This window comes from Streptomyces sp. NPDC001348 (genome assembly GCF_053597535.1).
This window is the reverse complement of the sequence record NZ_JBSFIK010000035.1, coordinates 71,073-94,646: the sequence shown is the minus strand read 5'-3', so window position 1 is coordinate 94,646 and position 23,574 is coordinate 71,073. Positions and strand designations below refer to the sequence as shown.

Below are 23,574 nucleotides of genomic sequence, written 5' to 3'. Positions count from 1 at the left end.
GAACCGCCGGCTCTACGGCCGGTAGACCTTCCCCGGCTCGGGCTTCCCGGGGGCGAGGAGCTGCGGCACGGTCACGAACACGTACCCGCGCTCCTTCAGCGCGTCGATGATCCCGGGTACGGCGGGCACGGTCCCGGCGTAGATGTCGTGCAGCAGGATGATCCCGTCCCGGGACGCCTGCGCGAGGACGCGCTTGGTGATCAGCTTCGAGTCGGTGGTCGTGTAGTCCTTCGCGGTGACGCTCCACAGCACCTCCGCCAGGCCCTCCCCCTTGGCGATCCGGTGCACGTCGGCGTCCGTACGGCCCTGCGGCGGACGCATCAGCGTCGGCCGGTGCCCGGTCAGCCGCTCTATCGCGTCGTCGGGCCGCTTCAGCTCCTCGCGTATCTGCGCGTCCGGGATCCTGGTCAGGATCTTGTGGTCCCAGGTGTGGCTGGCGACCTCGTGCCCCTCGGCGGCCATACGCTTGACCAGCTCCGGGTACTTCTCAATGTGCCGCTTGCCGAGCAGGAAGAAGGTGGCCGGGACCCTCTTCTCCTTGAGGATGTCCAGCAGCCGGGCGGAGTTCTCGCTGGGGCCCGCGTCGAACGTGAGCGCGATGCACTTGGCCTCGCGGCAGTCGACGGTGCCGAACCGGGCCGGGACGCCGGACGCCGCATGGGCCCGGGCGGCGCTCGGCGAGGTGGTGTCCACGTCCGCGCAGCCGGTCAGCGCCATGGCCAGACAGACGGCGGCCGCGGTCGTCGCGGTGGCACGGAACCCGGGCGCCCGTCTTCTCGTCTTGGAGATCGAAAGAGGCATGCGAGGACTATACATAGAGTGTATAGATCACGCGTTCGAATGTGCGGATGTCTCGTGTGCGGTGATGTGCGGCCACCATGGAAGGAGAGAACGAGCCCCGCCGGAGAGGAAGACAGATGCGCTTCCAGGACCGCAGACAGGCCGGACGGGAACTGGCCGCACGGCTGCGCGTCATGAAGGAGCAGGGCACCCTGCCGGACCCCGTCGTCCTGGCCCTGCCCCGCGGTGGCGTCGCGGTGGCCGAGGAGGTCGCGCGGGCGCTGGACGCCCCCCTCGACGTACTCGTCGTACGCAAGATCGGCGCCCCCTTCCACGAGGAGTTCGGCGTCGGCGCGATCGCCGGGGACGACCCGCCACTCCTCGACGAGGAGAGCGTGCGACGGCTCGGCCTGAGCGAGGCGGCGCTCGCCCCGGTGGTGGCTCGTGAACGCGCCGAACTGCACCGCCGCGAACGGCGCTACCGGCAGGGCCGCCCGCAGCCCGACCTCACCGGACGCACCGTGATCGTCGTCGACGACGGGCTGGCCACCGGCTCCACCGCACGCGCCGCGCTGCGCCACGTACGCCGCCGGGCGCCCGCCCGCCTCGTCCTGGCCGTGCCCGTCGGCGCCCCCGCCTCGCTGGACCTGCTGCGCGACGAGGCCGACGACGTGGTCTGCGTGCACCGGCCGGCCTCCTTCACCGCCGTCGGCCAGTGGTACGACGACTTCGGGCAGATGACCGACGCCGAGGTGCTCGACGCCCTGCACGCGCACTGACCGCGCCGGCTTTCCCCCGGGGTGCCGACGTCGTCCTCCGTCACCCCCGCCTGTCGGGACTCTGCGCACATCAGTGGTACCGGAGAGTCATCGGGAGTAACCTCACAAGACATGGCAGGCACGGGGGAGCGAGCCGTCGAACCGGACTTACGTACACCGCGGTGGATCGCCCGCATCCACCACCCGGAGGGACACGTCGTGGGCGCCGGGGTGCTGCTGAGCCCCGACCGGGTGCTCACCTGCGCCCATGTCGTCGAGCCGGGACGGCAGTACGTCGTCCGCTTCGTCGGGGCCGCGGTCGGCACGGTTCCGGCGGTACCGGCGGCCGTCAGCGAGCCGGAGTGGATCCCGGAGGAGACGGACGACTTCGGTGACCGCGCCGGAGACCTCGCGCTGCTCCGCCTCGCCGAACCCAGACCCGCGCAGGACGCCACCCGGCTGTACCGTCTCGCCACCGCGCGGCAGGGCGTCCGGATGTACGGCTTCCCGTGGGGCGACGACGGCGGCCGGTGGCACGGCGGCACCGTGGTCGGCGGCCGGGGCCGGGACGGCCAGGTCCAGCTCCGCCCCGACACCCCCGGGGAACTGGCCAGCCCCGGGTTCAGCGGCGGCGGCGTCGTCGACCTCGCGACGGGCCGGGTCATCGGCATCGTGCTCAGCGTCGACGAGGGCCGTCCCTCGCTCTTCACCTACATGAGCCCCGCCGAGACCATCCTTCGCCACCTCCCGCAGGTCGACGCCTGGACGGCCGGCCGGTCCGCCGTCGACCCCGAGCTGCGCCCCAAGCAGGGCACCGGGGAACTGGACGTGGAGTTCGCCACCGAACTGGCCGGCTGGTTCCGGGGCGAGGGCTGGCCGGTGCTGGTCACCGTAGTCCCGGCCCGCGGCCGCCGGGCCTGGACCCTGGGCCGGGCCATCACGCTGGCCGACCGCGAACTGCGCACCCGGCACAACACCAGCCGGTTCTCCGACGACCCGCCCGCCACGGTGCCCCCGGCCGGCAGCCACGATCTGGCCCTGGGCGTGCAGGGCATGACGGTCGGCCAGGTCTGCGAGCGCATCGCCGAACGGCTCGGCGTCCCCCTGGATCCCCTGGGCGGTCTGCCGCAGCAGGTCGCCGAGGCGCGCACGCCGCTCGCCGCCGTCCTCGTGGGCGTCGACATGGCGGCCGAACCCGCCCCGCTGCTCGGCCTGCTGGAGCGGCTCGCCGACCAGGGGGCACGCCTGCTGCTGGTGTTCCGCAGACGGGACGGGCTCGCGGCACAGGCCGAGGAGACCCTGGTACGGCGGCCGTTGCCGGAGCGCTGGAGCAGGATGCGCGCCGAACTCGACCGGATCGCCGACCGGCTCGGCCCGGCCCTGCACGAACGCCTCGGCCGCGTGCTGCCGCAGCCCGGCACCGAGGAGCTGATCGCCCGGGCCGACGACGGCTTCCGGCGCACCGTCGTCCTGCGCGGACAGGTGGCGGCCCGTCCGGCCCCCGAACCGCGGCACGCCGAGGACCTGTTCGTGTACGAGGCGGCCGCCCGGCGCCGCAGACGGCGCCTGGAGCTGGCCGTCGACGCCCTCGACTCCCGTCTCAGGCGCCGTGACGAACTGCGCGGCCGGGTCGCCGGGGTCTGGGCCCTGTGGCGGCAGAGATCCGGGCCGCCGGACGTCACCCGGGACCTGGAGGCCTACCGGCTCTACGAATCGGCCCTGCGTCTGCTGCGCCGCACACCCTGCGACCTGGAGGAGGCGGAGGCCGCGGTGGAGCGCTTCGTCGCCTTAGGGGCCGGACGTCCGGGCGGAGACCCGGTACCGGGCGGCGCCGGTGGGCGTCCCGGCCCCGGCCGCGGAGGAACCGGGCGCGCGGACCCGGCCCGCCCCGGCGAGGCGGTCCCCGCCGACGCCGCGGACGCGTCCCGTGACCGCGGCGCCGGCCCCGATCCGGACCGAGGCGTTCCGGGTACCCACGGCGACGCGAGCACGGCAGGCGCCTCCCCGGGCGCCCCCGCCGCACGGCGGGCGGGGCGCCTGCGCGGTGCGGACGGCCCTCCCGGCTTCGGTGGTGCCAGCGGCAAGGGGGCGTCGTGACAACCTGCAACCGGCCCGGCTGCACGGGCCGCATCCTGGCCACGGGGTTCTGCGACACCTGCGGCCGCCGTGACGCGAGTCCGCCCCGCGAACGGGAACAGGAGGCGGCGCACGGCCGGTCGCGCGCTTCCGACGGGAACCGCCGGGACCTCCAGACACCGCTCCCGGTCCACGCCGTCGCCGGTACCGGCGGCCTCGACCAGCACGGCCTCGTCGTACTGCCCGAGGTCCCCGCCCCGGACCTCGACGAACTCCTCGACGAGGAGCCCCAGCCGCCCACCGGGGGCCGCCGCTGCGGCTTCGACGGCTGCACCATGACGGTCGGCGTCGGCTACGGCGGCCAGCCGCCCCGGGCGACCGGCCGCTGCCCGCAGTGCGGCACGCCCTACTCCTTCCTGCCCGAACTCAGCCCCGGTGACAAGGTCAAGGACCACTACCGGATCCTCGGCTGCATCCCCGGCGGCGGTCTGTCCTGGGTCTATCTCGCCGCCGACACCGAGGCGCAGGGCATGCACGTGGTACTCAAGGGCCTCATCAACGTCCACGACGCCCTGGCCCGGCGCAAGGCGGTCGAGGAACAGCGCTCGCTCACCGAGCTGCACCACCCCGACATCGTCCGGCTCATCACCTACGCCGACCACCACGTCCCCGACCGGCCGCAGTCCGGCTACCTGGTCATGGACTACATCGCCGGCCGCTCCCTGCAACGGCTCTTCGACTCCGACGACGTCACCCACCTCTTCAAGGGCCGCCCCCGCCTCGACCACGTCCTCACCTACGGCTGCAAGATCCTCGGCGCCCTGCAGTACATGCACGAACGCGGGCTGCTGTACTGCGACATGAAGCCCTCCAACGTCATCCACTTCGGACGGGAGATCAAGGTCGTCGACCTGGGCGCGGTCCGCGCGGCCGGCGACCGCCACTCCACGCACGTGTACACGGACGCGTACGCGCCGCCCCGGGCGGAGATCGACAAGCGCGGCTGGCACGTCGACAGCGACCTCTACACGGTGGGCATGACACTGCGGGCACTGGCCCGCAACATCGAGCCCGCCCCCGGCCTCGCCCCGGACTCCTTCCGGTTGATCGTCGAACGGGCCACCCACCGCGAACCCCGGGCCAGATTCCACTCCGCGGCCGAGATGTCCCGCCAACTGTGGGAGGCGCTCAGGGAGTTCCGCTCCCTGCAGTTCGGCGAGCAACTGCCCGAGAGCTCCACCCGGTTCTCGCCCACGGACGCCGTACTCGACGCCGGCCTCGGCGCGATCCCCGCACTCGGCCACTGGACGAACCGCACCGGCGGCGGCCCCCCGCACGGACTCTCCTTCAGCGCACCGCCCGCCGCCGAGGTGGCCGGCGCCCTGCCCCAGCCGGTCCCCGACCCCGGCGACGGCGCGGCCCTGCTGCTGGACACCTTCCCGCCGGACGCCCCCGACCGGGTCGCCGAACAGTGGCGCCGCGAGTCCCGGCTGGGCACCGCCGAGACCGCGCTGTGGCTGTGCCGCGCCTACCTCCGCGCCGGGCGGCAGGACGAGGCCGAGACCTGGCTCGCGGAGGCCGAGACCCAGCTCGGTGAACAGGACGCCCGCCACGACTGGCGGATCTCCTGGCACCGCGGCGTCCTCCACCTCAGCGGATCGGACGTGGACGGCGCCGACCAGTGCTTCGACGCGGTGTTCCAGGCGCTGCCCGGCGAGTACGTGCCCAAGCTCGCCCTCGGCTACTGCGCCGAGCGGCACGCCGAGATCCGGGCGGCCCGCGGCGAGGAACTGCACCGGGAGGCCCAGACCGCCCGGGCCATGACGTTCTACGAGGCCGTGTGGAAGAGGGACTTCGCGCACGCCCCCGCCGCGTTCGGACTGGCCCGCGGCCACCTGGCCTCCGGCCGGCGCGACGAGGCGGTACGGGTCCTCGACGACGTCCCCTCGACCTCCCGGCACTACGACACCGCCCGGATCGCCGCCGTACGCATCCGGGCCGGCACCCTGCGGGGCCGCCCGCCGTCCGTCGCCGACCTGAAGGACGCGGCCCGGCGGCTGCCCCTGCTCCGCCTCGACGGCGGTGACAGCGACGGCGCGTCCCGGGCACGGCTGGTCGCCGAGGTACGGGAGAACGTCCTGCGGTGCTGGCCCGAGCAGGGCTGGGGGCCGGACTTCCCGGCCGGGACGCTGCTCGGATCCGGGACCGAGGACGCGCTGCGGGAACTGCTCGAGCAGTCCTTCCGCCAGCTGGCCGGACAGGCGCACACCGCGGACGAACACGGCCGGCTGCTGGACCTGGCCAACACGGTCCGTCCGATGACCAGGTTCTGACAGGGCGCGACGAGCGCGGACCGAATGAGTGTGAGCGGATGAGCGTGGACCGAGGGGGAGTTCCGCGATGAGCGAGGCCGGTGCCGTCGAGGTGACACTGAAGGTGGGCCAGAACAAGTACCTGTCCACCGGGGCGGCGTCGGCCGGCCCGCAAGGGCCTGCGGAGATGCACGCCATGCTGGAGATCGGGGTCAGGACCACCGGCGGCCCCGCCTCCGGCCGGCGCGAGGGGCTCGGATCCTCCCTGGCCGAGGTCCTGATCATCGACACCTCGAAGTCGATGCTGCACCCCGAGACGAAACTGAACGCCGCCAAGGACGCCACCGTCGCCGCCATCCGGCTGCTGCCCGACGGCGCCGCCTTCGCCGTACTGTCCGGGCGCTACGAGGCGACCGTGGTCCATCCCGGCGGCACCGAGGTGCTGGCCGTCGCCGACCCGCAGGAGCGCGCGGCCGCCGAGTTCGCCGTACGGGTCCTGGACGCGGACGGCGGCACGGCCATCGGTCCCTGGCTCGACCTCGCCCGGCGGCTGCTGCACGGGCAGACGGCACCCGTCAAGCACGTCCTGCTGCTCACGGACGGGCGCAACGAGCACGACGGCCGCAGGACCGACAAGCGGCTGGAGACCGTGCTCCGCGCCTGCGACCAGCAGTTCATCTGCGACGTCTGGGGCATCGGCGACGACTGGGACGCGGAGGTCCTGCTGGGCATCGCCCGCCGGCTGCACGGGCACGCGGACGCGGTCCGCGACGAGTCCGAGCTGCCCGCGGCCTACACGGAGCTGATGGGCAGACTGCTCGGCACCGCGCTGCCCGAGGTGCGCATCCGGCTGGTCCCCACCCAGGGCACCGAGATCCGGGAGGTCAAGCAGGTGGTGCCCGCCGAACTGGCCCTCCGCCCCACCGGCGCCGAGCCGGACGCCGGCGGCACCGAGTACGTCACCCGGGGCTGGACCGACGAGGTCCGGCACTACCAGGTCGTCCTCGCCGCCGACCCCTCCGGCCGGGAACCCGGCGAGGACCTCCAGCTCGCCGCCGTCGAACTCCTCGTACCCGGCAGCGGGACCCCCGTACGGCTGCCCGCCGCGCAGCCGATCCTGGTCAACTGGAGCGACAACCCCGACGACGTCTCCCGGCCCCACCCCGGTGTGCAGCGCCACCGGCTCTACCAGCAGTCCTACGAGGCGGTCGCGCAGGCCTACCGGGCCTGGCTGCGGGGCGCGGACGGCCGCGCGCGGGCGGGCGCCGAACTCGCCAGGGCCCTTTCGCTCGCCGAACGGCTCGGCGACGCCCGGCTGAGGGACGAGCTGCTGCGGGTCGCCGACCGGGACACGGCGCCCCCGCACGAGGTCCATGTCCGCGACGGCCTCAAGGACGTCGCCTGGCAGCATCTGATCCTCTCCAGCGCCATGACCACATCACATGAGGGGGACGGCGCCCCCGAGCACACCCCCGTCGGCCCCGGTGACCCCGGACCGGCCGCTGACGGCGCCGGCGCGCTGATCGAGTGCCCGCACTGCGGCTGGCTCGGCCCGGCCGGATCCCGCTTCTGCGGCGGCGCGTGCGGCAGACCGTTCGGGGAGCCCGCATGAGGCCGGTGACACCGGTCCGCGACCTCACGGGGCAGCCCGCTCCGGCCGCCCTGTCCCGTCTCCTCGACCGGATCGGCGGCCACCGCGACGGCGGCGCGGGCAGCACGACGGCACGCGAGCTGACCCTGCGCCACCGGCTGCTGCTCGGCCTCAGCGCCGCGCTCACCCTCGCCCTCTTCCTCTCCTACGAGGGGGTGCACGGCGACGCCGACCCGCTGCGCACCGACAGCGCGCCCGCCGTACTGGCCATCGACACCGCGGACTACGCGCTCAAGAAGGCCGACGCCGAGGCCGGGTCCCGCACTCCCTCGATCGACGAGATCCAGAAGCAGATCTCGGTCGCCTCGCAGAGCCTGGCGACCGCCGCCGCCGACGAAGTGGGCGGCGCCTTTGGCCGGCAGACCCTGAACACCGTCACCGGACTGATCGCCGGCTACGACAACACGGTCCACAAGGCGCTGGGCGAACAGGACGGGAGCGCGCTGCGGTCGGCGTACCTCGGCTACGCCCGGAGCATGCTGCGCGACCAGGACACCGGGATCCTGCCCCGGCTGGCGACGCTGCAGAAGCAGCAGCTGGCCCTGGTCGACAGCCAGACCCGCTTCGGCTGGTCGCTCCGGCTCGGCTGGAGCGTCACCCTGCTGCTCGTGCTCACCCTGGCCGCCGCCCTGCTGGAGACCCAGCTCTTCCTGCGCCGACGCTTCCACCGCCGGTACAGCAGGCCCCTGCTCGCGGCCGGCGCCCTGCTCACCGGGGGGACGGTGACGCTGGTGCTGTTCACCCTGTGGACGCACGAGGGCATGGCGGACACACGTCGCCGGCTACCGGGCGAACACGGGCGCCGCATTCCCGAGGTGGGGCGGCTCGTCGCCCACCACCTGGCGAACACCGGCTTCCGCGCGGCGGCGGCCGTATGGATCCTGATAGGAGGGATCGTGCTCATGGCACTGGCCGACGCGAGCCTGCGGCGCCACCTCAACGACTACCGGTTCACCCCCCGGTGAGCGCCCCCGACGTCGGCCGCGCCCCGGCCGCCCCCGTCCGCCGGCGCGGACCCTCCGGCCGTGTGGTCCGCACCGTCGTCGCCGTCGCGAGCTGCCTGGCCCTGGTCGCGGTCGCGGCGGTCGTGGCCGTGCGCCACTTCGGCAGGGAACCGACGGTGACCCTGCTGGCCAACTGGACCGGTACCGATGCGCGCAGGTTCCGGACGGACGTACTCGCCCCCTTCGAGAGGCGGCACCACATCCACGTCGACTACCAGGGCAGCTCCGCCGAGAGCCAGGTGCTCAGCGCCGACGTGGAAGCGGGCACCCAGCCCGACATCGCCGTCCTCACCGGTCCCGGCGAACTCGCCTCCTACTACCACGACCACCGGCTCCAGCCCGTCGACGGACTGCTCCCCGAAAAGGGCTTCGGCACCTACTGGACGCCCTCGTTCAGCGGCGAGGTCTACTGGTTCCCGCTCAAGGCGGATCTGAAGAGCATCGTCTGGTACCCCGGCCGGATGAGCGAGCAGCAGCTCGTGACCGCCGCCCATGAGCCGGGCCAGTGGTGCCTGGGGATGGGCTCCGGCGCGACCAGCGGCTGGCCCGGCACGGACTGGATCGAGGACATCCTCCTGCAGCGTTACGGCTGGCAGAAGTACGACCAGTGGGCGAGCGGAGGGCTCCCCTGGACCTCCACACCCGTCAGGAAGTCCTGGCAGGCCTGGGGGCGGATGGTCCGCGCCGAAGGCGACCCGGACCTCCTCAGGCGCGCCCTGGAGACCGACTACGGCAAGGCGTCCGCCCTGGCCGGCGAAGGGCAGTGCAGTCTGGAACACCAGGCCTCCTTCGTCAGCGCCAAGGACGGCTGGAAGAAGAGGAAGGGCACCTACCGGCCGTCCACCGCGCTGCTCGGCGGCAGGGCCGGCCCCCACGCGTGGGAGGTCTCCGGCGACCTGGTCGCCCTGCTGAACTCGACCCCGCAGGCCCGGGAGCTCATCCGCTACCTGGCTTCGGCCGAGGCACAGAGGCAGTGGAGCCGCGAGAGCACCGGCTTCTCCGTCAACGCCGATGTCAAGGTGAGCGACTACCCGGACGAGCAGCGCCGCTCGCTCGCCCGCACCCTGCTCGACCAGCACGCCGTGCACTGCTTCGACGCCTCCGACGCCATGCCCCCCTCGGTGCGCGACGCCTTCGCCCGGGCCACCATCGACTTCCTGGCCGACCCGGGCCGCCTGGACTCCCTGCTCAGGAACCTGGACGCCCTCAGCAGCGAGTCGGACCTCACCTGGCTGTCGTCGGTGTGCGGCCTCGAGTCCTGAACGGCCCGCCGACAGGCCTGCGCCGGCGAAGCCGGTGAGAGGCGCCGAGCGGTCGCGGACCGAGGGTGTCCGCAACGCGTGTCAGCATGCGGTCATGACGAAGCGGAGCACGAACAGGACGACGACCCCGCCGGCCCCGGTGCTCGGACCCCGCGCCCTGAACCGCGCGACCCTCGACCGGCAACTGCTGCTGCGCCGCTCGGCCCTGTCCGCCCGGGACGCCGTGGAGCACCTGGTGGGGCTGCAGGCGCAGAACGTCAAACCCCCGTACTACGCGCTCGCCGCCCGGCTCGACGGTTTCGTCCCCGAGGACCTCTCCCGGCTCATGGCGGGCCGCGCGGTCTGCCGAGTCGTCACCCTGCGCTCGACCATCCACACCCACACCGCCGACGACTGCCTCGCCCTGCGTCCGCTGGTGCAGCCGGCCCGCGACCGCGAGCTGCACTCCTTCCGCAAGGGGCTCACCGGGGTCGACCTGGAGGAACTCGCCGCACTCACCCGTGATCTGGTGGAGGCCGAGCCGCGCACCATGGCACAGTTGCGCCAGGCCCTGTCCGCCCGATGGCCCCACGCCGACGCCCAGGCCCTCGCCGTCGCCGCCCGCTGCGGACTGCCGCTCGTCCAGACCACCCCGCGCGGGCTGTGGGGGCACAGCGGCCAGGTCGCCCTGACCACCGCCGAGCAGTGGCTCGGCCGCCCCGCCGAGCCCGCCCCGGCCCCGGACGCCGTCGTACTGCGCTACCTCGCCGCGTTCGGGCCGGCCTCGGTGCGGGACATGCAGACCTGGGCGGGCCTCACCCGGCTGGGCTCGGCCTTCGAACGCCTGCGCCCACGGCTCGTCACCTTCCGGGACGAGGGCGGCGTGGAACTCTTCGACCTGCCCGGCGCGCCGCGCCCCGACCCGGACACCCCGGCCCCGCCCCGCTTCCTGCCCGAGTTCGACAACCTGCTGCTCTCGCACGCCGACCGCGCACGCGTCGTACCCCCGGAGTACCGGGGCCGCAACTGGCGGGGGAACCAGGCCCACCGCGTCCTCCTCGTCGACGGCTTCCTGGCCGGACTGTGGAAGCTGGACGGCGAGGCGCTGGTCATCGAGCTCCTCGGCCCGCTGACCGGGGCTCAGCGCGAGGAGGTTGCCCGCGAGGGGAGCCGGATGCTGGAGACGATGCACGCCGGGGAGCGGTACGGCATACGCTTCGGCACCGTCGTACGGCGGTGAGGCCGCCCGGGGACATGGAAAGGGGGGCGTTGCGGGCCGCTCGTGGAGGCCCGCAGCGCCCCCCTGGCATCTACCCGAGGGATGCTCGGGAAGTTGTCCCGGTTACGAGTTGACCTGAGCGGTCACCAGGTCCGAGAAGGTGGTCAGCCGGGTGTAGACACCCGGGTAGCCGGCCTCCGCGCACCCCTCTCCCCAGGAAGTGATCCCTGCCAGGACGCCCCCGATGAGCAGGGGACCGCCGCTGTCGCCCTGGCAGGTGTCCACACCGCCGGAGGTGTATCCGGCGCAAACCATGTCGGTCTGGACGAAGTCCGAACCGTAGGAGCTCCTGCAGCTCGAGTCGGACACGACGGGCACGGTCGCCGTCCGCAGCTGGTTGGAGGAGCTGCCGCTCTCCGAGGTGGTGCCCCAGCCGAGGATGCGGGCCGTGGTGCCGGCCGCGTACACACCGGTCTGCGAGGAGGAGACGTACGACGCCGGGGTGTACGACATCGACGTCGACAGGGTCAGCACCGCCACGTCGTCGCCGTTGGTGGCGTCGGTGTAGTCCGGGTTGATCCAGATCTTGCTGACCTTGCTGACCGTGCCGTCGGTGCCGTTGAGGTAGGTCCGGCCGCCGACCACCCGGACGCCGCCGGTGGACTCGCCGACCATGCAGTGCGCGGCCGTGACGACCTTCTTCGCCGCCACCAGGGTGCCGCCGCAGAACTGGTTACCGGAGGCGTCGGTGATCTGCATCATGAACGGGTACGTCGTCGTGGTGGTCGTCGTACCACCGACGACGGGCTCGGGGGCGGCCGCAGCGGTGGGGGCGCTGAGCAGTGCGGTCGCGGTGGCGGCAGCGGTCGCCGCGACGACGGCGGCGGTCTTTCTTGCGCGGTTGAGCCCGAACATGAGTCTCCTCAGTGGGGTTGCCGGTGGGGGGACGCACGGGTGTGGGGGAAGCACGGGGGACCGGCCCCGTATGCCCGGGCAAGCGGCACGAGTTCAAGCTAGGACCCGGAACGCCCTCCTCCCAATGAGGGAACCCCCTAGCGGAGTGGGGCAGGGAAAACCCTCGGTTCGGCTCAGTTAACAAGAGGGTTGCTCAGTGTGCGCGGCGTCCTGCCGCCAAACGGACGATGTCCACCCGCGAACGGATCCCCAGCTTGCGGTAGACCCGGGTCAGCGTCGCCTCGACCGTCTTGACGCTGATGAACAGGCGGGCGGCGATCTCCCGGTTGGTGGCGCCTTCCATGACCAGTGCCGCGACCTGACGCTCCATCGAGGCCAGCCCCTCCAGCGCGGCGGGCGGGGCGGCCACCGGCTCCGGATCGGGCTCCGGCGCGCTGACGGCCGCCTCCACCTGGCGCAGCCAGGGCAGCGCCCGGCAGCGGCGGAACAGCCGGGCGGCCTCGTCGTACGCCGTCGGTCCCGGCCGTGAGGAGCGCAGCTGGGCCAGCAGGAAGGCGGCGCGGGCCTCCTCCAGGCCGTAACCGAGCTTGGCGAGCCGGTCCTGGGCCGACGTCAGCTGGGCGATGGCGGCCTCGTGTTCCCCCTGTGCGGCGCGGACCAGGGCCTCGGCGCGGTCCAGCACCCCGAGCACGCTCTCCCGGCCGAGCCGCAGCGCGTGCTCGCGGGTGCCCTCGATGACGGCCTGTGCCTCGTCGGGCGAGCCGACCCGCACGAGCGCCTCGGCGAGATCGCCCTGCCAGCGGCCGCGTGCCGGGTCGGTGATGCCCAGGGCGCCCTCCAGCTCCCGCACCCGGCGCAGCGAGCGCACCGCGCCCGCCGGATCGCCGGCCACCAACTGGGCGTAGCCCAGCGCGCCCAGGGCCCGGGACAGGTACATCTGGTCGCCGTCCTGCTCGGCGTGCTCCACGGCCTCCCGGGCCAGCGCGAGCGCCCGGTCCACGTCGCCGCCGGAGGCCTCCGCCAGCGAGGTGAGCATGCCGGAGGCCGTCTCGCCGATCCCGGAGTCCCGGGCCAGGGCGAGGCTCTCGCGGGCCAGCTCCAGTGCCCGGCCGCAGTGCCCGGAGCGCAGTTCGGTCTCGGCGAGCCCGCGCAGGAAGTGCACCTCGCTCTCCACCGAGCCGCGCCGCCGCACCTCGCGCAGCAGGGCGGTGACCGTCGCCCGTGCCTCGGTCAGCTGGTCGCCCATGACCAGCCAGCGGAACCGGGCGCTGCCGGCGCCGTTGTGATGGCACGCCACCCTCGGGTCCTGCGGCTCCTTCATCGCGCGCTTGATGGTGAGGGGGGCCGCCGGATGGCCCATCAGGGTCTCGATCTGGGCCAGGAAGGCCAGCGCCAGCAGCTCGGTGCGCCGGTCGCCGCCGCGCTCGGCGAGCTCCGCGGTGTGCGCGGCGGCCTCGCGCGCCTCGGTGGAGTCACCCTCCACGATCAGCGCCCGCCATGCCATCTGGTAGTGCACGAGGGCGAGCAGGCGCGGGTCGTCGCCGGCGTCGGCCAGGGCCTGCGGGAAGACGGCGTCGACCTCGGTCATGGTGTGGCCGGCGGTCTCGATCACCACCATCCAGGCCCGCACCCGGTCGGCGGGCACGGTCGCCCGGGTCAGCACCTCGCGGGCGATGTCCCGGGCGAGGTCGACCTCCCCGGCGGTGATGGCGTCCTCGGCGGCCTGCAGCCGGCGCTCGTCCGCGCCCGGCAGGCCGCCGGCGGGGGTGTGCCGGGCGGCGAGCAGGCCGAGCTGCGCGGCCACGGACGGCGCCCCGCGGTCCCGGGCCAGCGCGGCGGCCTCGGCGAGCCGGGCGGCCGTCTCGGGGTCGGTGCCGGTGGTGGCCAGCGCCAGGTGGCGGGCCCGCTCGATCGGGTCCGGCGCGGCGGTGGACAGCGCGGCGTGCGCGGCCCGCCGCTCGTGGGCGGGGGCCTCGGCGTACAGGGCGGCGGAGATCAGCGGGTGGGCGAACCGTACGGCGGGGTCTTCCGGCTCGGTGGCCAGCAGCCCGAGTTCGGCGGCCTGGGCGCACTCGGCCTCGGCGTTCTCCCGGCCGGCCGCGTGCAGCAGGGCGGGCGTGGGACGGGCCCCCGCGCTTGCCACCAGCAGCGTGCGGCGGGCCTCCACCGACAGCATGTCCAGGCGGCTGAGCACCAGGGCGCGCAGCGAGGTGGGTACCGGCAGCGGCTCACCGGGGCGGGGCGGGGTAGGGCTCTCGGCGAGGGCGCGGCCGAGTTCCAGGGCGAAGAGCGGGTTGCCGCCGCTGGTGCGGTGGATCTCGCGGACGGTGGAGCGGGACAGCCCCGAGTAGCCGCGGTCCTCGAGCAGTACGGAGACCTGGGCGCGGTTCAGGGGGCCCAGCCGGACGGCGAGGGTGTCGGGCGGGGACGCGCGTAGATGACGGTCGTACTCCTGACCGCCGGTGCGCACCGCGCACAGCAGCTGGACCGGGGTGTCACCCAGGCGCCGGGCGGCGAAGCCGAGGAGTTCGGCGCTGGCCGGGTCCAGCCACTGCAGGTCGTCGGCGACGACGAGGACGGTGCCCTCGGCGGCCAGCGCCCGCAGCGCGGACAGCACGGCGAGCCGCAGGGCGAGGCCGTCGCGCTGGAGGCTGGACTCGCCGCGGCCGGTGAGCGCCGACTCCAGGGCGGTGGCCTGGGCGGAGGGGAGCCGGGCGGACACCCGGTCCAGGACCAGGCCGAGGAGGTCGGCGAGCGCGAGGAAGGGGAGGTGGGATTCGGACTCGGTGGCGGAGCAGCGCAACACGGTGTGGGCGGCACCGGCGTATTCCGCCGCCAGCGCCCGCAGGACGGTCGATTTCCCTATTCCGGCGGGACCGTGGAGCAGGACGCTGCCGCCTCGGGTGAGCTGCTCGTGGGCGGCCGTGAACAGTTCCTCCCGGCCGATGACCAGGTCGGGGCGGCATCTCGCAGGCTCCTGGAAGTCCCGTCGCACGGTCACCGCTCCCCTCGTGTGTCGTGTCCGGGCCAAATTCTAGGCAACGAACCCCGAAATTCGGACGGAAGCGGTGGTGAGGGTAATTACAACGATCAAGCATGAGTAAATTCAAAGCGCGGCCGCATGAATAGAAACGAGTCCCGCGGTGGGGCGCCGGGCGGCAGTCCGCGCCGGGGCACCGGGCCGTGCGTGCCAGGCCGGCATAGGCCGACGGTGCCTTCCGGCCGATCCGAGCGGGGTCTGGTGTGTGCAGCTGCAAGGCGGAGGAGGGCGTCGACGCGATGGGGGTCCCCCGCTCGAGCGCAGCCGAGAGTGGGGGAGTCGGCAACCGACGGCAACGCCGCAGATGCGCGCGCCAGGCCCCGCGACCGCGGGATGACCCACAGGACACCCCCTAGGGCAGCAGACCCGTGCGGCGTGCCGTGGCCACCGCCTCGCCCCGGGTGTGGGCACCCAGTTTGCGCATGGCCGAACGCAGGTAGCCCTTGACCGTCTCCGGCCGCAGCCCCAGTCGCCCGGCCACCGCCGCGTTGGTCGCACCGTCCGCCACGCAGGCCAGGACGTCCAGTTCGCGGGGGGCCAGGCTCGGGCCGGCGGCCGGACCCGGGCCGGTCAGCAGGCCGCAGGCCGTCAGCAGTTCGGCCCGCAGCTCCGGGTCGGCGATCCGCGGAGCCAGTGCGCGCAGCGCGGCGTGCGCCTCGCGCACCTGCTCCCGGCTGACCTCCGTCCCGCCGGGGGCGGGCTCCGTCCGGGCCGCGGCCAGCAGGCCCCGCGCCTCCTCCCGGACCACCAGCGCCTGTTCCACGTCCCGTGCCGCCGCCACCGCCTCGCTCAACGTCCGGTCGCCCAGCGGCTGGGCCGTGCGCAGCGCGCCGTACAGCACCCCCCGCACCCGGCGGCGTACCACCACCGGCACGGCCAGCACCGAACGCAGGCCCTCGGCGGCCACCGGAATGTCGTACTCGTGGCTGATCTGCCGGGAGACGGAGTAGTCCGTCACCGCGCACGGCCGGGCCAGCGCCACCGCCTTGCCGCCCAGTCCGCTGCCGGCGGTCACCGCCAGCGAGCGCAGGGCCACGGTGGACGTGCCGCTCAGTTCGCTGATCCGCATCCGCGGCCGGCCCGCGTCGACCAGGCCGCCGAAGGCGACCGGGAGCCCGGTCGTGCGTCGCAGCCGGGCCAGCGCAGTGCTTATCTCCACCGCAGCGGCGGCGTCTGCTGTCACCTCTTCGCCCCTTCATCGCGGCATCGTGCGGTCCACACCCCCGTTCGGGGGTAGTGAGACCTGCATCACGGATTACACGATGCCAGAGAGCCGCCCGGCAATGGTCCGGCAAGAAGGAGGACAGATGACGGCGACGGAGCTCTTCCGCAGTGCGCGGGACTTCCTGCTGGAGCACCGCGAGGACTACGCCACGGCGTACGAGGGCTTCGACTGGCCGCGCCCCGAGCACTTCAACTGGGCGCTGGACTGGTTCGACGTCATCGCGGAGGGCAACGACCGCACCGCCCTGCACATCGTCGAGGAGGACGGCACCGAGACCCGGCTGTCCTTCGCGGAGCTCTCCCAGCGTTCGGGCCGGGTCGCGAACCGGCTGCGGGCGCGCGGTGTCGAGGCCGAGGACCGCGTACTGGTCATGCTCGGCAACCAGACCGAGCTGTGGGAGACGGCGCTGGCCGCGATGAAGCTGCGCGCTGTCGTCATCCCCGCCACCCCGCTGCTCGGCCCCGCCGACCTGCGGGACCGTGTCGAGCGGGGCCGGGTCAGGCATGTGATCGCCCGCGCGGAGGACACCGCGAAGTTCGCCGAGGTGCCCGGCGCCTACACCCGGATCGCGGTCGGCGGCCTGCCCGAGGAGGGCTGGGAGCCGTACGAGGACGCGTACACCGCACCCGCCGAGTTCCTCCCCGACGGGCCCACCCTCGCCGACGACCCGCTGATGCTCTACTTCACCTCGGGCACCACCGCCCACCCCAAGCTGGTCGAGCACACCCACACCTCGTACCCGATCGGGCACCTGGCCACCATGTACTGGCTCGGCCTGAAGCCCGGCGACGTCCATCTGAACATCTCCTCGCCCGGCTGGGCCAAGCACGCCTGGTCCAACCTCTTCGCCCCGTGGAACGCGGAGGCGACCGTCTTCATCGTCAACTACACCCGTTTCGACCCGGCTCGGCTGATGGCCGAGATGGACCGGGCCCGGGTGACCACGTTCTGCGCCCCGCCGACCGTGTGGCGCATGCTCATCCAGGCCGACCTCGCCCAGCTCGCCACCCCGCCCCGTGAGGCCGCCGCCGCGGGTGAGCCGCTGAACCCCGAGGTCATCGAGCAGGTGCGGCAGGCCTGGGGCGTCACCATCCGGGACGGCTTCGGCCAGACCGAGACCGCCGTGCAGGTGTCCAACAGCCCCGGCCAGCCCCTGAAGACCGGTTCCATGGGGCGGCCCAGCCCCGGGTACCGGGTGGAGCTGCTGGACCCGGTCTCCGGCGCCCCCGGCGCGGCCGAGGGCGAGATCGCGCTCGACCTGTCCGCCCGGCCGGTCGGACTGATGGCCGGGTACCACGGCGAGGCGGACCGCACGGCGGAGGCGATGGCGGGCGGCTACTACCGCACGGGAGACGTCGCCGCACGGGACGAGGACGGGTATCTGACGTACATCGGGCGCTCCGACGACGTCTTCAAGGCCTCCGACTACAAGATCAGCCCGTTCGAGCTGGAGAGCGCCCTGCTGGAGCACGAGGCGGTGGCCGAGGCGGCCGTCGTTCCCGCACCGGACGAGCTGCGCCTGGCCGTGCCCAAGGCGTACGTCGTCCTGGCCGAGGGCTGGCAGCCCGGCGCCGACACCGCCAAGGTGCTCTTCGAGCACTCCCGTGAGGTCCTCGCACCCTACAAGCGCATCCGCCGGCTGGAGTTCGGCGAGCTGCCCAAGACCGTCTCCGGGAAGATCCGCCGGATCGAGCTGCGCGAGGCCACGGCCGCGGGCTCGGACCGGGAGTACCGCGAGGAGGACTTCCGGTGAGCGAACCGTCGTACACGCACGGGACCGGCGCCACCGCCCTGCTCGGCGACACCATCGGGGCCAACCTGGACCGCGCGGTCGCCGCCTGGCCGGAGCGCGAGGCACTGGTGGATGTGGCGTCCGGGCGGCGCTGGACGTACGGCGAGTTCGCCGCCGACGTCGACCGGCTGGCGTACGCGCTGCTGGCGAGCGGAGTCGCCAAGGGAGACCGGGTCGGCATCTGGGCGGTCAACTGCGCCGAGTGGGTGCTGGTCCAGTACGCGACCGCCCGGATCGGCGCGGTCATGGTGAACATCAACCCGGCCTACCGCACCCACGAGGCGGAGTACGTCCTGAATCAGGCCGGGATCTCCCTGCTGTTCGCCTCCGTCAGCCACAGGAGCAGCGACTACCGGGCGATGGTCGAGGAAGTGCGCGGCAGCTGCCCCGAGCTGCGGGAGACCGTCTACATCGGCGACCCGAGCTGGGACGCGGTGCTCCGGCGCGGAACACCGGACCGGCGTCCGGAACTGCTCGCGCGGGCGGCCGAGTTGTCCTGCGACGACCCGATCAACATCCAGTACACCTCGGGGACGACGGGCTTCCCCAAGGGGGCCACCCTCTCCCACCACAACATCCTCAACAACGGCTACTTCGTGGGCGAGTCGATTCGCTACACCGAGCAGGACCGGGTGTGCATCCCGGTGCCGTTCTACCACTGCTTCGGCATGGTCATGGGCAATCTGGCGGCCACCTCGCACGGCGCCTGCATGGTGATCCCGGCGCCGTCCTTCGACCCGAAGGCCACGCTCGAGGCGGTCCAGCGGGAGCGCTGCACCTCGTTGTACGGCGTGCCCACCATGTTCATCGCGGAGCTGAACCTCCCCGACTTCGCGACGTACGACCTCTCCTGCCTGCGCACCGGCATCATGGCGGGCTCGCCGTGTCCGGTGGAGGTGATGAAACGGGTGGTCGCGGAGATGCACATGGCGGAGGTCTCCATCTGCTACGGCATGACCGAGACGTCCCCGGTGTCGCTGCAGACGCGGATCGACGACGACCTGGAACACCGCACCGGCACCGTCGGCCGGGTGCTCCCGCACCTGGAGGTCAAGATCGTCGATCCGGTGAGCGGGGTGACGCGACCGCGCGGCACGGCGGGGGAGTTGTGCACCCGCGGCTACAGCGTGATGCTCGGCTACTGGAACGAGCCGGAGAAGACCGCCGAGGCGATCGACGCCGGACGCTGGATGCACACCGGGGATCTGGCGGTGATGCGGGAGGACGGGTACGTCGAGATCGTCGGCCGCATCAAGGACATGATCATCCGGGGCGGCGAGAACGTCTACCCGCGCGAGGTCGAGGAGTTCCTCTACGCCCACCCAGGGGTCCAGGACGTCCAGGTCGTCGGCGTGCCGCACGAGACGTACGGGGAGGAGGTCCTGGCCTGCGTCGTCCCGCGCGACCCGGCCGACCCCCCGACACCGGCCGGCATCCGCGCCTTCTGCGCCGGACGGCTCGCGCACTACAAGGTGCCGAGCCGGGTGGAGATCCTCGACGCCTTCCCGATGACGGTGTCCGGGAAGGTCCGCAAGGTGGAGCTGCGGGAGAGGTACGGCAGGCAGTAGCTCCGGACCTCAGGGGCCCTTGGCGTCCAGAGCGTCGGCGACCGGGTTCACCGGCTGCGGGGTGCCCGTGAGGTCCAGCACGAACAAGGGGACGCCGAGGCCGTCGGCGCGGTCCCGGGCCGCGTCGGTGTACCCGGCGAGGGAGAAGTAGACGCAGCTCGCGGCCTGCGCCATCGCCGTCAGCCACAGGCACTCCACGTCCCGCAGCGAGGCCGCGCGCACGATCGGGTCCACCTGGGCCAGCAGCCCGCGGGCGGCCAGACCGACGCCGGACGGGGGACGCCGGTCGGCGCGGCGGATGTCCCGGTAGCCGAGCCGGCGCAGGTAGAGCGCGGCGGCGGTGACCGCGTCGCGCGGGGTGCGGATGGCCATCGGACGCGGCGCCGGACGCGGGCCCGGCCCGGGGCCGGCGGGCGACGGCATCCCGGAGACCGGGAGGCGCAGCACGGTCCCGCACGGGCAGCCCAGCTCCGGGTGCGGCCACTGGTCGTGGCGGCCGCAGGACGCGCAGCGCACGGTGACCCAGTCGTCGTCCCAGGCCCGGTGCACGACGGTGACCGGCGCGGCCCCCCTCGTCAGCGGCGGGCTGACCGGGGCCCCGCAGACGCAGGGGTAGGAAGGCGCCGTGTAGACGTGCTCACGCCGGCAGGCCGGGCAGCGCACCGGCACGCTCTCGGACATGCCCCCATCGTCGTCCAGCCGGACCCCGCTTGTCCGCCGAATGGCCCTGTCTCGTCCGCCGCGGCACCGCTCCTACACGTCGTGCTCGGAGAGCCCCGGCCAGTCGTCCGGTCCGCCGCCCTGCCACTCGACGAGGCCGCCCTCCTCGACCTCGGCACGGTCCAGGTCGGCCAGCCGCAGGATCTCGACCACGTCGTCCAGATGGGAGGCGAGCCCCAGGGTCACGTCCCCCTCGGTGACCCGCCGTGAACCGTCCAGGGCCGGGGAGTGGACCACGATGTGCGGGTGCGGGGTCGGTGAATGTGCCATGTCTTCAGGCTGCTGCGGACGGCACCGATCCGCACGCCGGGCGGCACGCGTCGGCGGGTCCCGGAGTGCCCGGGCCCGCCGACGCGTGCCGTCCGGTCAGCCGCAGGTGGTCCGCCAGCGGTGGGAGCGGAACCTGATGCCGACGTCCGACCAGGTGTCGCCGTGCTGCGCGAGGCAGTAGTAGTCACCGCTGTAATTGGCGCCCGTGTAGAGGACGACGAAGTTGTACGAGGACGACGTGCCGTTGTTCTTGGCCGACCCGACGTTCTGGGTGTCGGACCACGAACACTGGATGCTGCCGTTCCACCAGTCCGGGTCGGCGTCCGACCAGTTGCACCGGTGGCCCGTGCCGTTGCTGCCGGTCCACACACACAGATTGCCGCTCGGACAGTCCCACGCCGCCTGCGTCGAGGCACTCGCGGTGTTCGGCGCGATCAGGCCCAGCGCGCCCGTGGCGAAGGTGAGCGCGGCGGCGGCGAGGGCCCTGCGGCCCCGGCGGGGTGTGCGGCTGGACTTCCGGCCGTGCTGCTGCTCGTACGAGGACATCCCGTGCCCTTTCTGGTGGACGATGCCGAGGCTCCTACGGCTGGCGGGAATCCATGTTTCACGCTCGGCATGTCACTGGCATGCTCGTGCGAGTGCACTGACACTTCGCAGGTCGGCAACGGTGATGCACGGGGAAACGGATGCTCCGCTTTCACTTCACGTCCGAGGACCTCACCAGAGTCAGAGTGGCGACCGAACCGCATGCGCTCTGGGAGATCGCGGTCAGCCTGCACCGGCTGCAGACCCGCGACGGCCGCTGGGCCTACGCACCCTGGTTCCGTACCGCACGTGCCTCCCTGCGCCGGGCCGGACTCGAAAGGACGGTGCGGACCTTCCTGCTGCCGCTCTTCCCGCGCGCCGGCTACTTCCCCGATTTCCTGACGCCACCGGAGGGCACCCAGGGACTGGACGCCGGGCTGGAGGCCGTGCTGGCGACGCCGTACGAACGGGTCGTGGGGGAGGTCGAGGAACTCACCCGGACCGTCGGCGCCCCGGCCTGGGCACGTCGGCTCGCCGAGCGGGACATGCGCGAACTACTGGTGGGAGCCCTGCGCGCCTACCACCGCGCCGTGATCGCCCCGCACGAGGACCGCATCCAGGAATGCCTGTACGCCGAGCGGGCCCGGCACGCCCACACCCTGTTCCACGCCGGGACCGAGGGTGTGCTCACCGGGCTGGGCCCCACGATCCGCTGGCGGCCACCGGTCCTGGAGATCGACCCGTATCCGGACCACCGCGACGTCCACCTCGACGGACGGGGACTGCTGCTGATCCCCTCCTACTTCTGCTGGCACGCGCCCGTCGCCCTGGCCGACCCCGGGCTGCCGCCCGTACTGCTCCATCCCCTCCACCACCTGCCGGCGACGCCCCCGCACGCCGACTCACCACCGCTGAACGTGCTGCTCGGCCCCACCCGCGCCGCCATCCTGAGAGCCAGCGCGACCGGCTCCACCACCACCGAGGCCGCCCGCCGGGCCGGCGTGACACCTACGACGGCGAGTCACCACACCGCCGTACTGCGCGACGCCGGTCTGATCACCAGCCACCGCCACGCCAACACGGTCCTGCACACCCTGACCCCCCTGGGAGCGGCGCTGCTGCGCACGGGCCGGGCGACCACTGACCCCGCGCGCTAGGTGTATTGATCACGAGTGTCAACAACGCTCGTGATCAATACACCTAGCGCAGTTCCCCCTCCAGCAGGCCCATCGTGTACATGTCGTACCACTGGCCGTCGCGCCGGAAGACCTGGCGCAGCCTGCCCTCGTCGACGAAGCCGACCTTTTGGTAGACCCGGTGGGCCGCGTGGTTCTCGGTGACGACGGTCAGCTGGATCTTGTGCAGCCGCATCTTCTGGAAGCCGTAGCGGCAGACCGTCCGCATCGTGTCCGTCGCGTAGCCGCGCCCCCAGTACTCCTTCTCACCGATGTAGAGGTCGAGCTCGGCGTACCCGGTCTCCGGTTCGGCGTCGCGCAGGCAGACCACGCCGACGAGTTTCGCGTCGTCGAGCACCTCGACCCCGAAGACCACCTTGCCGTACGCGTTGCGCGGCCGTTCCTCGGCCCGTTTCCTGACCTCGGCCAGTGACGGGGCGTAGTCGTCGTCCATCCAGCGCATCACGTCGGGGTCGTTGTGCCACCGCCACAGCGCTTCCGCGTCCGACGGCTCGAGCGGACGCAGCTTCACAAGATCACCAAACACCATGAGGTCAGCGAACACGCTTCGGCGGCCCGGCACAACCGAATTGACCGGACGTCAGAGCGCGTCCACCGCGCTCACCTTCCAGCCCCCGGACGTGCGGGTCATCGTCATCCGTACCCGGTTCAGGTCCAGGCGGGAGCCCGATACCTGGGTGCTCCGCGTGACCTGGTTGACGAAGAGCAGCACCACCGCCCGGTCCGGTGCGGCCGACACGACGGAGGCCGCGGGGACGCCGCCACCCGAGGGTGCGGCGACCGTCGCCCGCACCACCCCGTGGTACTTCCTGGCCGTCGGCCCGACCACGGTCGCAGTGGTCTTCCGGTACTCGTCACGGAAGTGCCCGGTCAGATGCTCCCGGGCGCGGGCGAAGTCCCGGTCCAGATGCCGGTAGTCGTACGACAGGACGACCGGTGCGGCCTTCCGCGCGGCGGTGAGCGCCGCGTCCCGCGCGGCCTCCGCGCGTTGCCCCTCCCGGTACTGCCACCCGAGCAGGCAGACCACGGCCAGGGCGACGACGAGGAGGGCGCCGAGCACCGCGGTGAGCAGCCGCCGCCGGGCCGGAGGCGGTGCCGCCCCGGTCTCGGGGGACCTCGGCGACGGCTCGGGCGGGTCGTCCCGGACGACCGGGCTGCGCTGCTCGACCCGCTTGGCCGCGGCGCGGGCGGCCGCGGTCAGCCTCCGGCGGGCCGGGGCGGCCGGGCCGCGGCTTCGGGTGGTCGGGATGGCCATGGTCGGACTCCTTCACTGGTGGTGGCC

At 73.2% G+C, this 23,574-nt stretch carries 19 protein-coding genes; 10 read left to right on the top strand and 9 right to left on the bottom strand.

The annotated features are described in order from the left end of the window. Positions 1 to 12: 12 nt before the first annotated feature. Complete coding sequence (locus tag ACWC21_RS30315) at positions 13 to 801, bottom strand: polysaccharide deacetylase family protein (protein WP_450886370.1); 789 nt, start codon at positions 799 to 801, stop codon at positions 13 to 15. Positions 802 to 917: 116 nt separating this feature from the next. On the opposite strand from ACWC21_RS30315, the gene ACWC21_RS30310 reads away from it, so the two are divergent. The 7 genes from ACWC21_RS30310 (at position 918) to ACWC21_RS30280 (ending at position 11,062) form a co-directional block, all read left to right on the top strand. Next, a complete protein-coding gene (locus ACWC21_RS30310; RefSeq protein WP_450886369.1) occupies positions 918 to 1,559 on the top strand; it encodes a phosphoribosyltransferase in 642 nt (213 codons plus the stop codon). Between the two features lie 111 nt (positions 1,560 to 1,670). Continuing rightward, a complete protein-coding gene (locus ACWC21_RS30305) occupies positions 1,671 to 3,635 on the top strand; it encodes a S1 family peptidase (RefSeq protein WP_450886367.1) in 1,965 nt (654 codons plus the stop codon). Continuing rightward, on the top strand, positions 3,632 to 5,947 hold the full coding sequence (locus ACWC21_RS30300) for a tetratricopeptide repeat protein (RefSeq protein ID WP_450886365.1): 2,316 nt from the start codon (positions 3,632 to 3,634) through the stop codon (positions 5,945 to 5,947). Before ACWC21_RS30305 ends, ACWC21_RS30300 begins: the two co-directional genes overlap by 4 nt. 67 nt (positions 5,948 to 6,014) lie before the next feature. Continuing rightward, positions 6,015 to 7,538 (top strand): VWA domain-containing protein, encoded by a 1,524-nt coding sequence (locus ACWC21_RS30295; RefSeq protein WP_450886363.1) that lies wholly within the window; start codon positions 6,015 to 6,017, stop codon positions 7,536 to 7,538. Next, positions 7,535 to 8,542 (top strand): hypothetical protein, encoded by a 1,008-nt coding sequence (locus ACWC21_RS30290; protein ID WP_450886362.1) that lies wholly within the window; start codon positions 7,535 to 7,537, stop codon positions 8,540 to 8,542. Before ACWC21_RS30295 ends, ACWC21_RS30290 begins: the two co-directional genes overlap by 4 nt. Next, positions 8,539 to 9,843: an extracellular solute-binding protein gene (locus ACWC21_RS30285; protein ID WP_450886360.1), complete on the top strand. Its 1,305-nt coding sequence runs from the start codon at positions 8,539 to 8,541 to the stop codon at positions 9,841 to 9,843. Before ACWC21_RS30290 ends, ACWC21_RS30285 begins: the two co-directional genes overlap by 4 nt. A 94-nt stretch (positions 9,844 to 9,937) precedes the next feature. Then, positions 9,938 to 11,062: a winged helix DNA-binding domain-containing protein gene (locus tag ACWC21_RS30280; RefSeq protein ID WP_450886358.1), complete on the top strand. Its 1,125-nt coding sequence runs from the start codon at positions 9,938 to 9,940 to the stop codon at positions 11,060 to 11,062. A gap of 102 nt (positions 11,063 to 11,164) precedes the next feature. Here ACWC21_RS30280 and ACWC21_RS30275 read toward each other — a convergent pair whose 3' ends face one another. The 3 genes from ACWC21_RS30275 to ACWC21_RS30265 all read right to left on the bottom strand — a co-directional run bounded on the left by ACWC21_RS30275 (position 11,165) and on the right by ACWC21_RS30265 (position 16,179). Further along, positions 11,165 to 11,956 carry a S1 family peptidase gene (locus ACWC21_RS30275; RefSeq protein ID WP_450886356.1) on the bottom strand — a complete coding sequence of 264 codons (792 nt, stop codon included), beginning with the start codon at positions 11,954 to 11,956 and terminating at the stop codon, positions 11,165 to 11,167. A 193-nt stretch (positions 11,957 to 12,149) separates the two neighbouring features. Further along, positions 12,150 to 14,957 (bottom strand): AAA family ATPase, encoded by a 2,808-nt coding sequence (locus ACWC21_RS30270; protein WP_450886354.1) that lies wholly within the window; start codon positions 14,955 to 14,957, stop codon positions 12,150 to 12,152. Positions 14,958 to 15,348: 391 nt separating this feature from the next. Then, positions 15,349 to 16,179 (bottom strand): response regulator transcription factor, encoded by an 831-nt coding sequence (locus tag ACWC21_RS30265; RefSeq protein WP_450886352.1) that lies wholly within the window; start codon positions 16,177 to 16,179, stop codon positions 15,349 to 15,351. Positions 16,180 to 16,303: 124 nt separating this feature from the next. Here ACWC21_RS30265 and ACWC21_RS30260 point away from each other — a divergent pair, with 124 nt between their 5' ends. Both ACWC21_RS30260 and ACWC21_RS30255 read left to right on the top strand, forming a co-directional pair. Next, positions 16,304 to 17,974 (top strand): AMP-binding protein, encoded by a 1,671-nt coding sequence (locus ACWC21_RS30260; RefSeq protein WP_450886351.1) that lies wholly within the window; start codon positions 16,304 to 16,306, stop codon positions 17,972 to 17,974. Continuing rightward, positions 17,971 to 19,581, top strand: coding sequence for an AMP-binding protein (locus tag ACWC21_RS30255; protein ID WP_450886349.1), 1,611 nt, complete (start codon positions 17,971 to 17,973; stop codon positions 19,579 to 19,581). The genes ACWC21_RS30260 and ACWC21_RS30255 overlap by 4 nt, the downstream gene beginning before the upstream one ends. 9 nt (positions 19,582 to 19,590) lie before the next feature. Here the strand turns inward: ACWC21_RS30255 and ACWC21_RS30250 are convergent, their stop codons facing one another. The 3 genes from ACWC21_RS30250 to ACWC21_RS30240 all read right to left on the bottom strand — a co-directional run bounded on the left by ACWC21_RS30250 (position 19,591) and on the right by ACWC21_RS30240 (position 21,117). Next, positions 19,591 to 20,262 (bottom strand): hypothetical protein, encoded by a 672-nt coding sequence (locus ACWC21_RS30250; protein ID WP_450886347.1) that lies wholly within the window; start codon positions 20,260 to 20,262, stop codon positions 19,591 to 19,593. Positions 20,263 to 20,334: 72 nt separating this feature from the next. After that, entirely contained in the window at positions 20,335 to 20,571 is a 237-nt protein-coding gene (locus ACWC21_RS30245; protein ID WP_450886345.1) for a hypothetical protein, read from the bottom strand. A 96-nt stretch (positions 20,572 to 20,667) separates the two neighbouring features. Beyond that, positions 20,668 to 21,117 carry a peptidase inhibitor family I36 protein gene (locus tag ACWC21_RS30240; protein WP_450886344.1) on the bottom strand — a complete coding sequence of 150 codons (450 nt, stop codon included), beginning with the start codon at positions 21,115 to 21,117 and terminating at the stop codon, positions 20,668 to 20,670. Between the two features lie 140 nt (positions 21,118 to 21,257). Between ACWC21_RS30240 and ACWC21_RS30235 the strand changes: the two genes are divergently transcribed. Further along, entirely contained in the window at positions 21,258 to 22,253 is a 996-nt protein-coding gene (locus tag ACWC21_RS30235) for an ArsR/SmtB family transcription factor (RefSeq protein WP_450886342.1), read from the top strand. A gap of 43 nt (positions 22,254 to 22,296) precedes the next feature. On the opposite strand, the gene ACWC21_RS30230 is transcribed toward ACWC21_RS30235, so the two are convergent. Further along, entirely contained in the window at positions 22,297 to 22,803 is a 507-nt protein-coding gene (locus ACWC21_RS30230; RefSeq protein ID WP_450886340.1) for a GNAT family N-acetyltransferase, read from the bottom strand. Positions 22,804 to 22,872: 69 nt separating this feature from the next. Beyond that, entirely contained in the window at positions 22,873 to 23,547 is a 675-nt protein-coding gene (locus ACWC21_RS30225) for a hypothetical protein (RefSeq protein ID WP_450886339.1), read from the bottom strand. Positions 23,548 to 23,574: the final 27 nt, after the last annotated feature.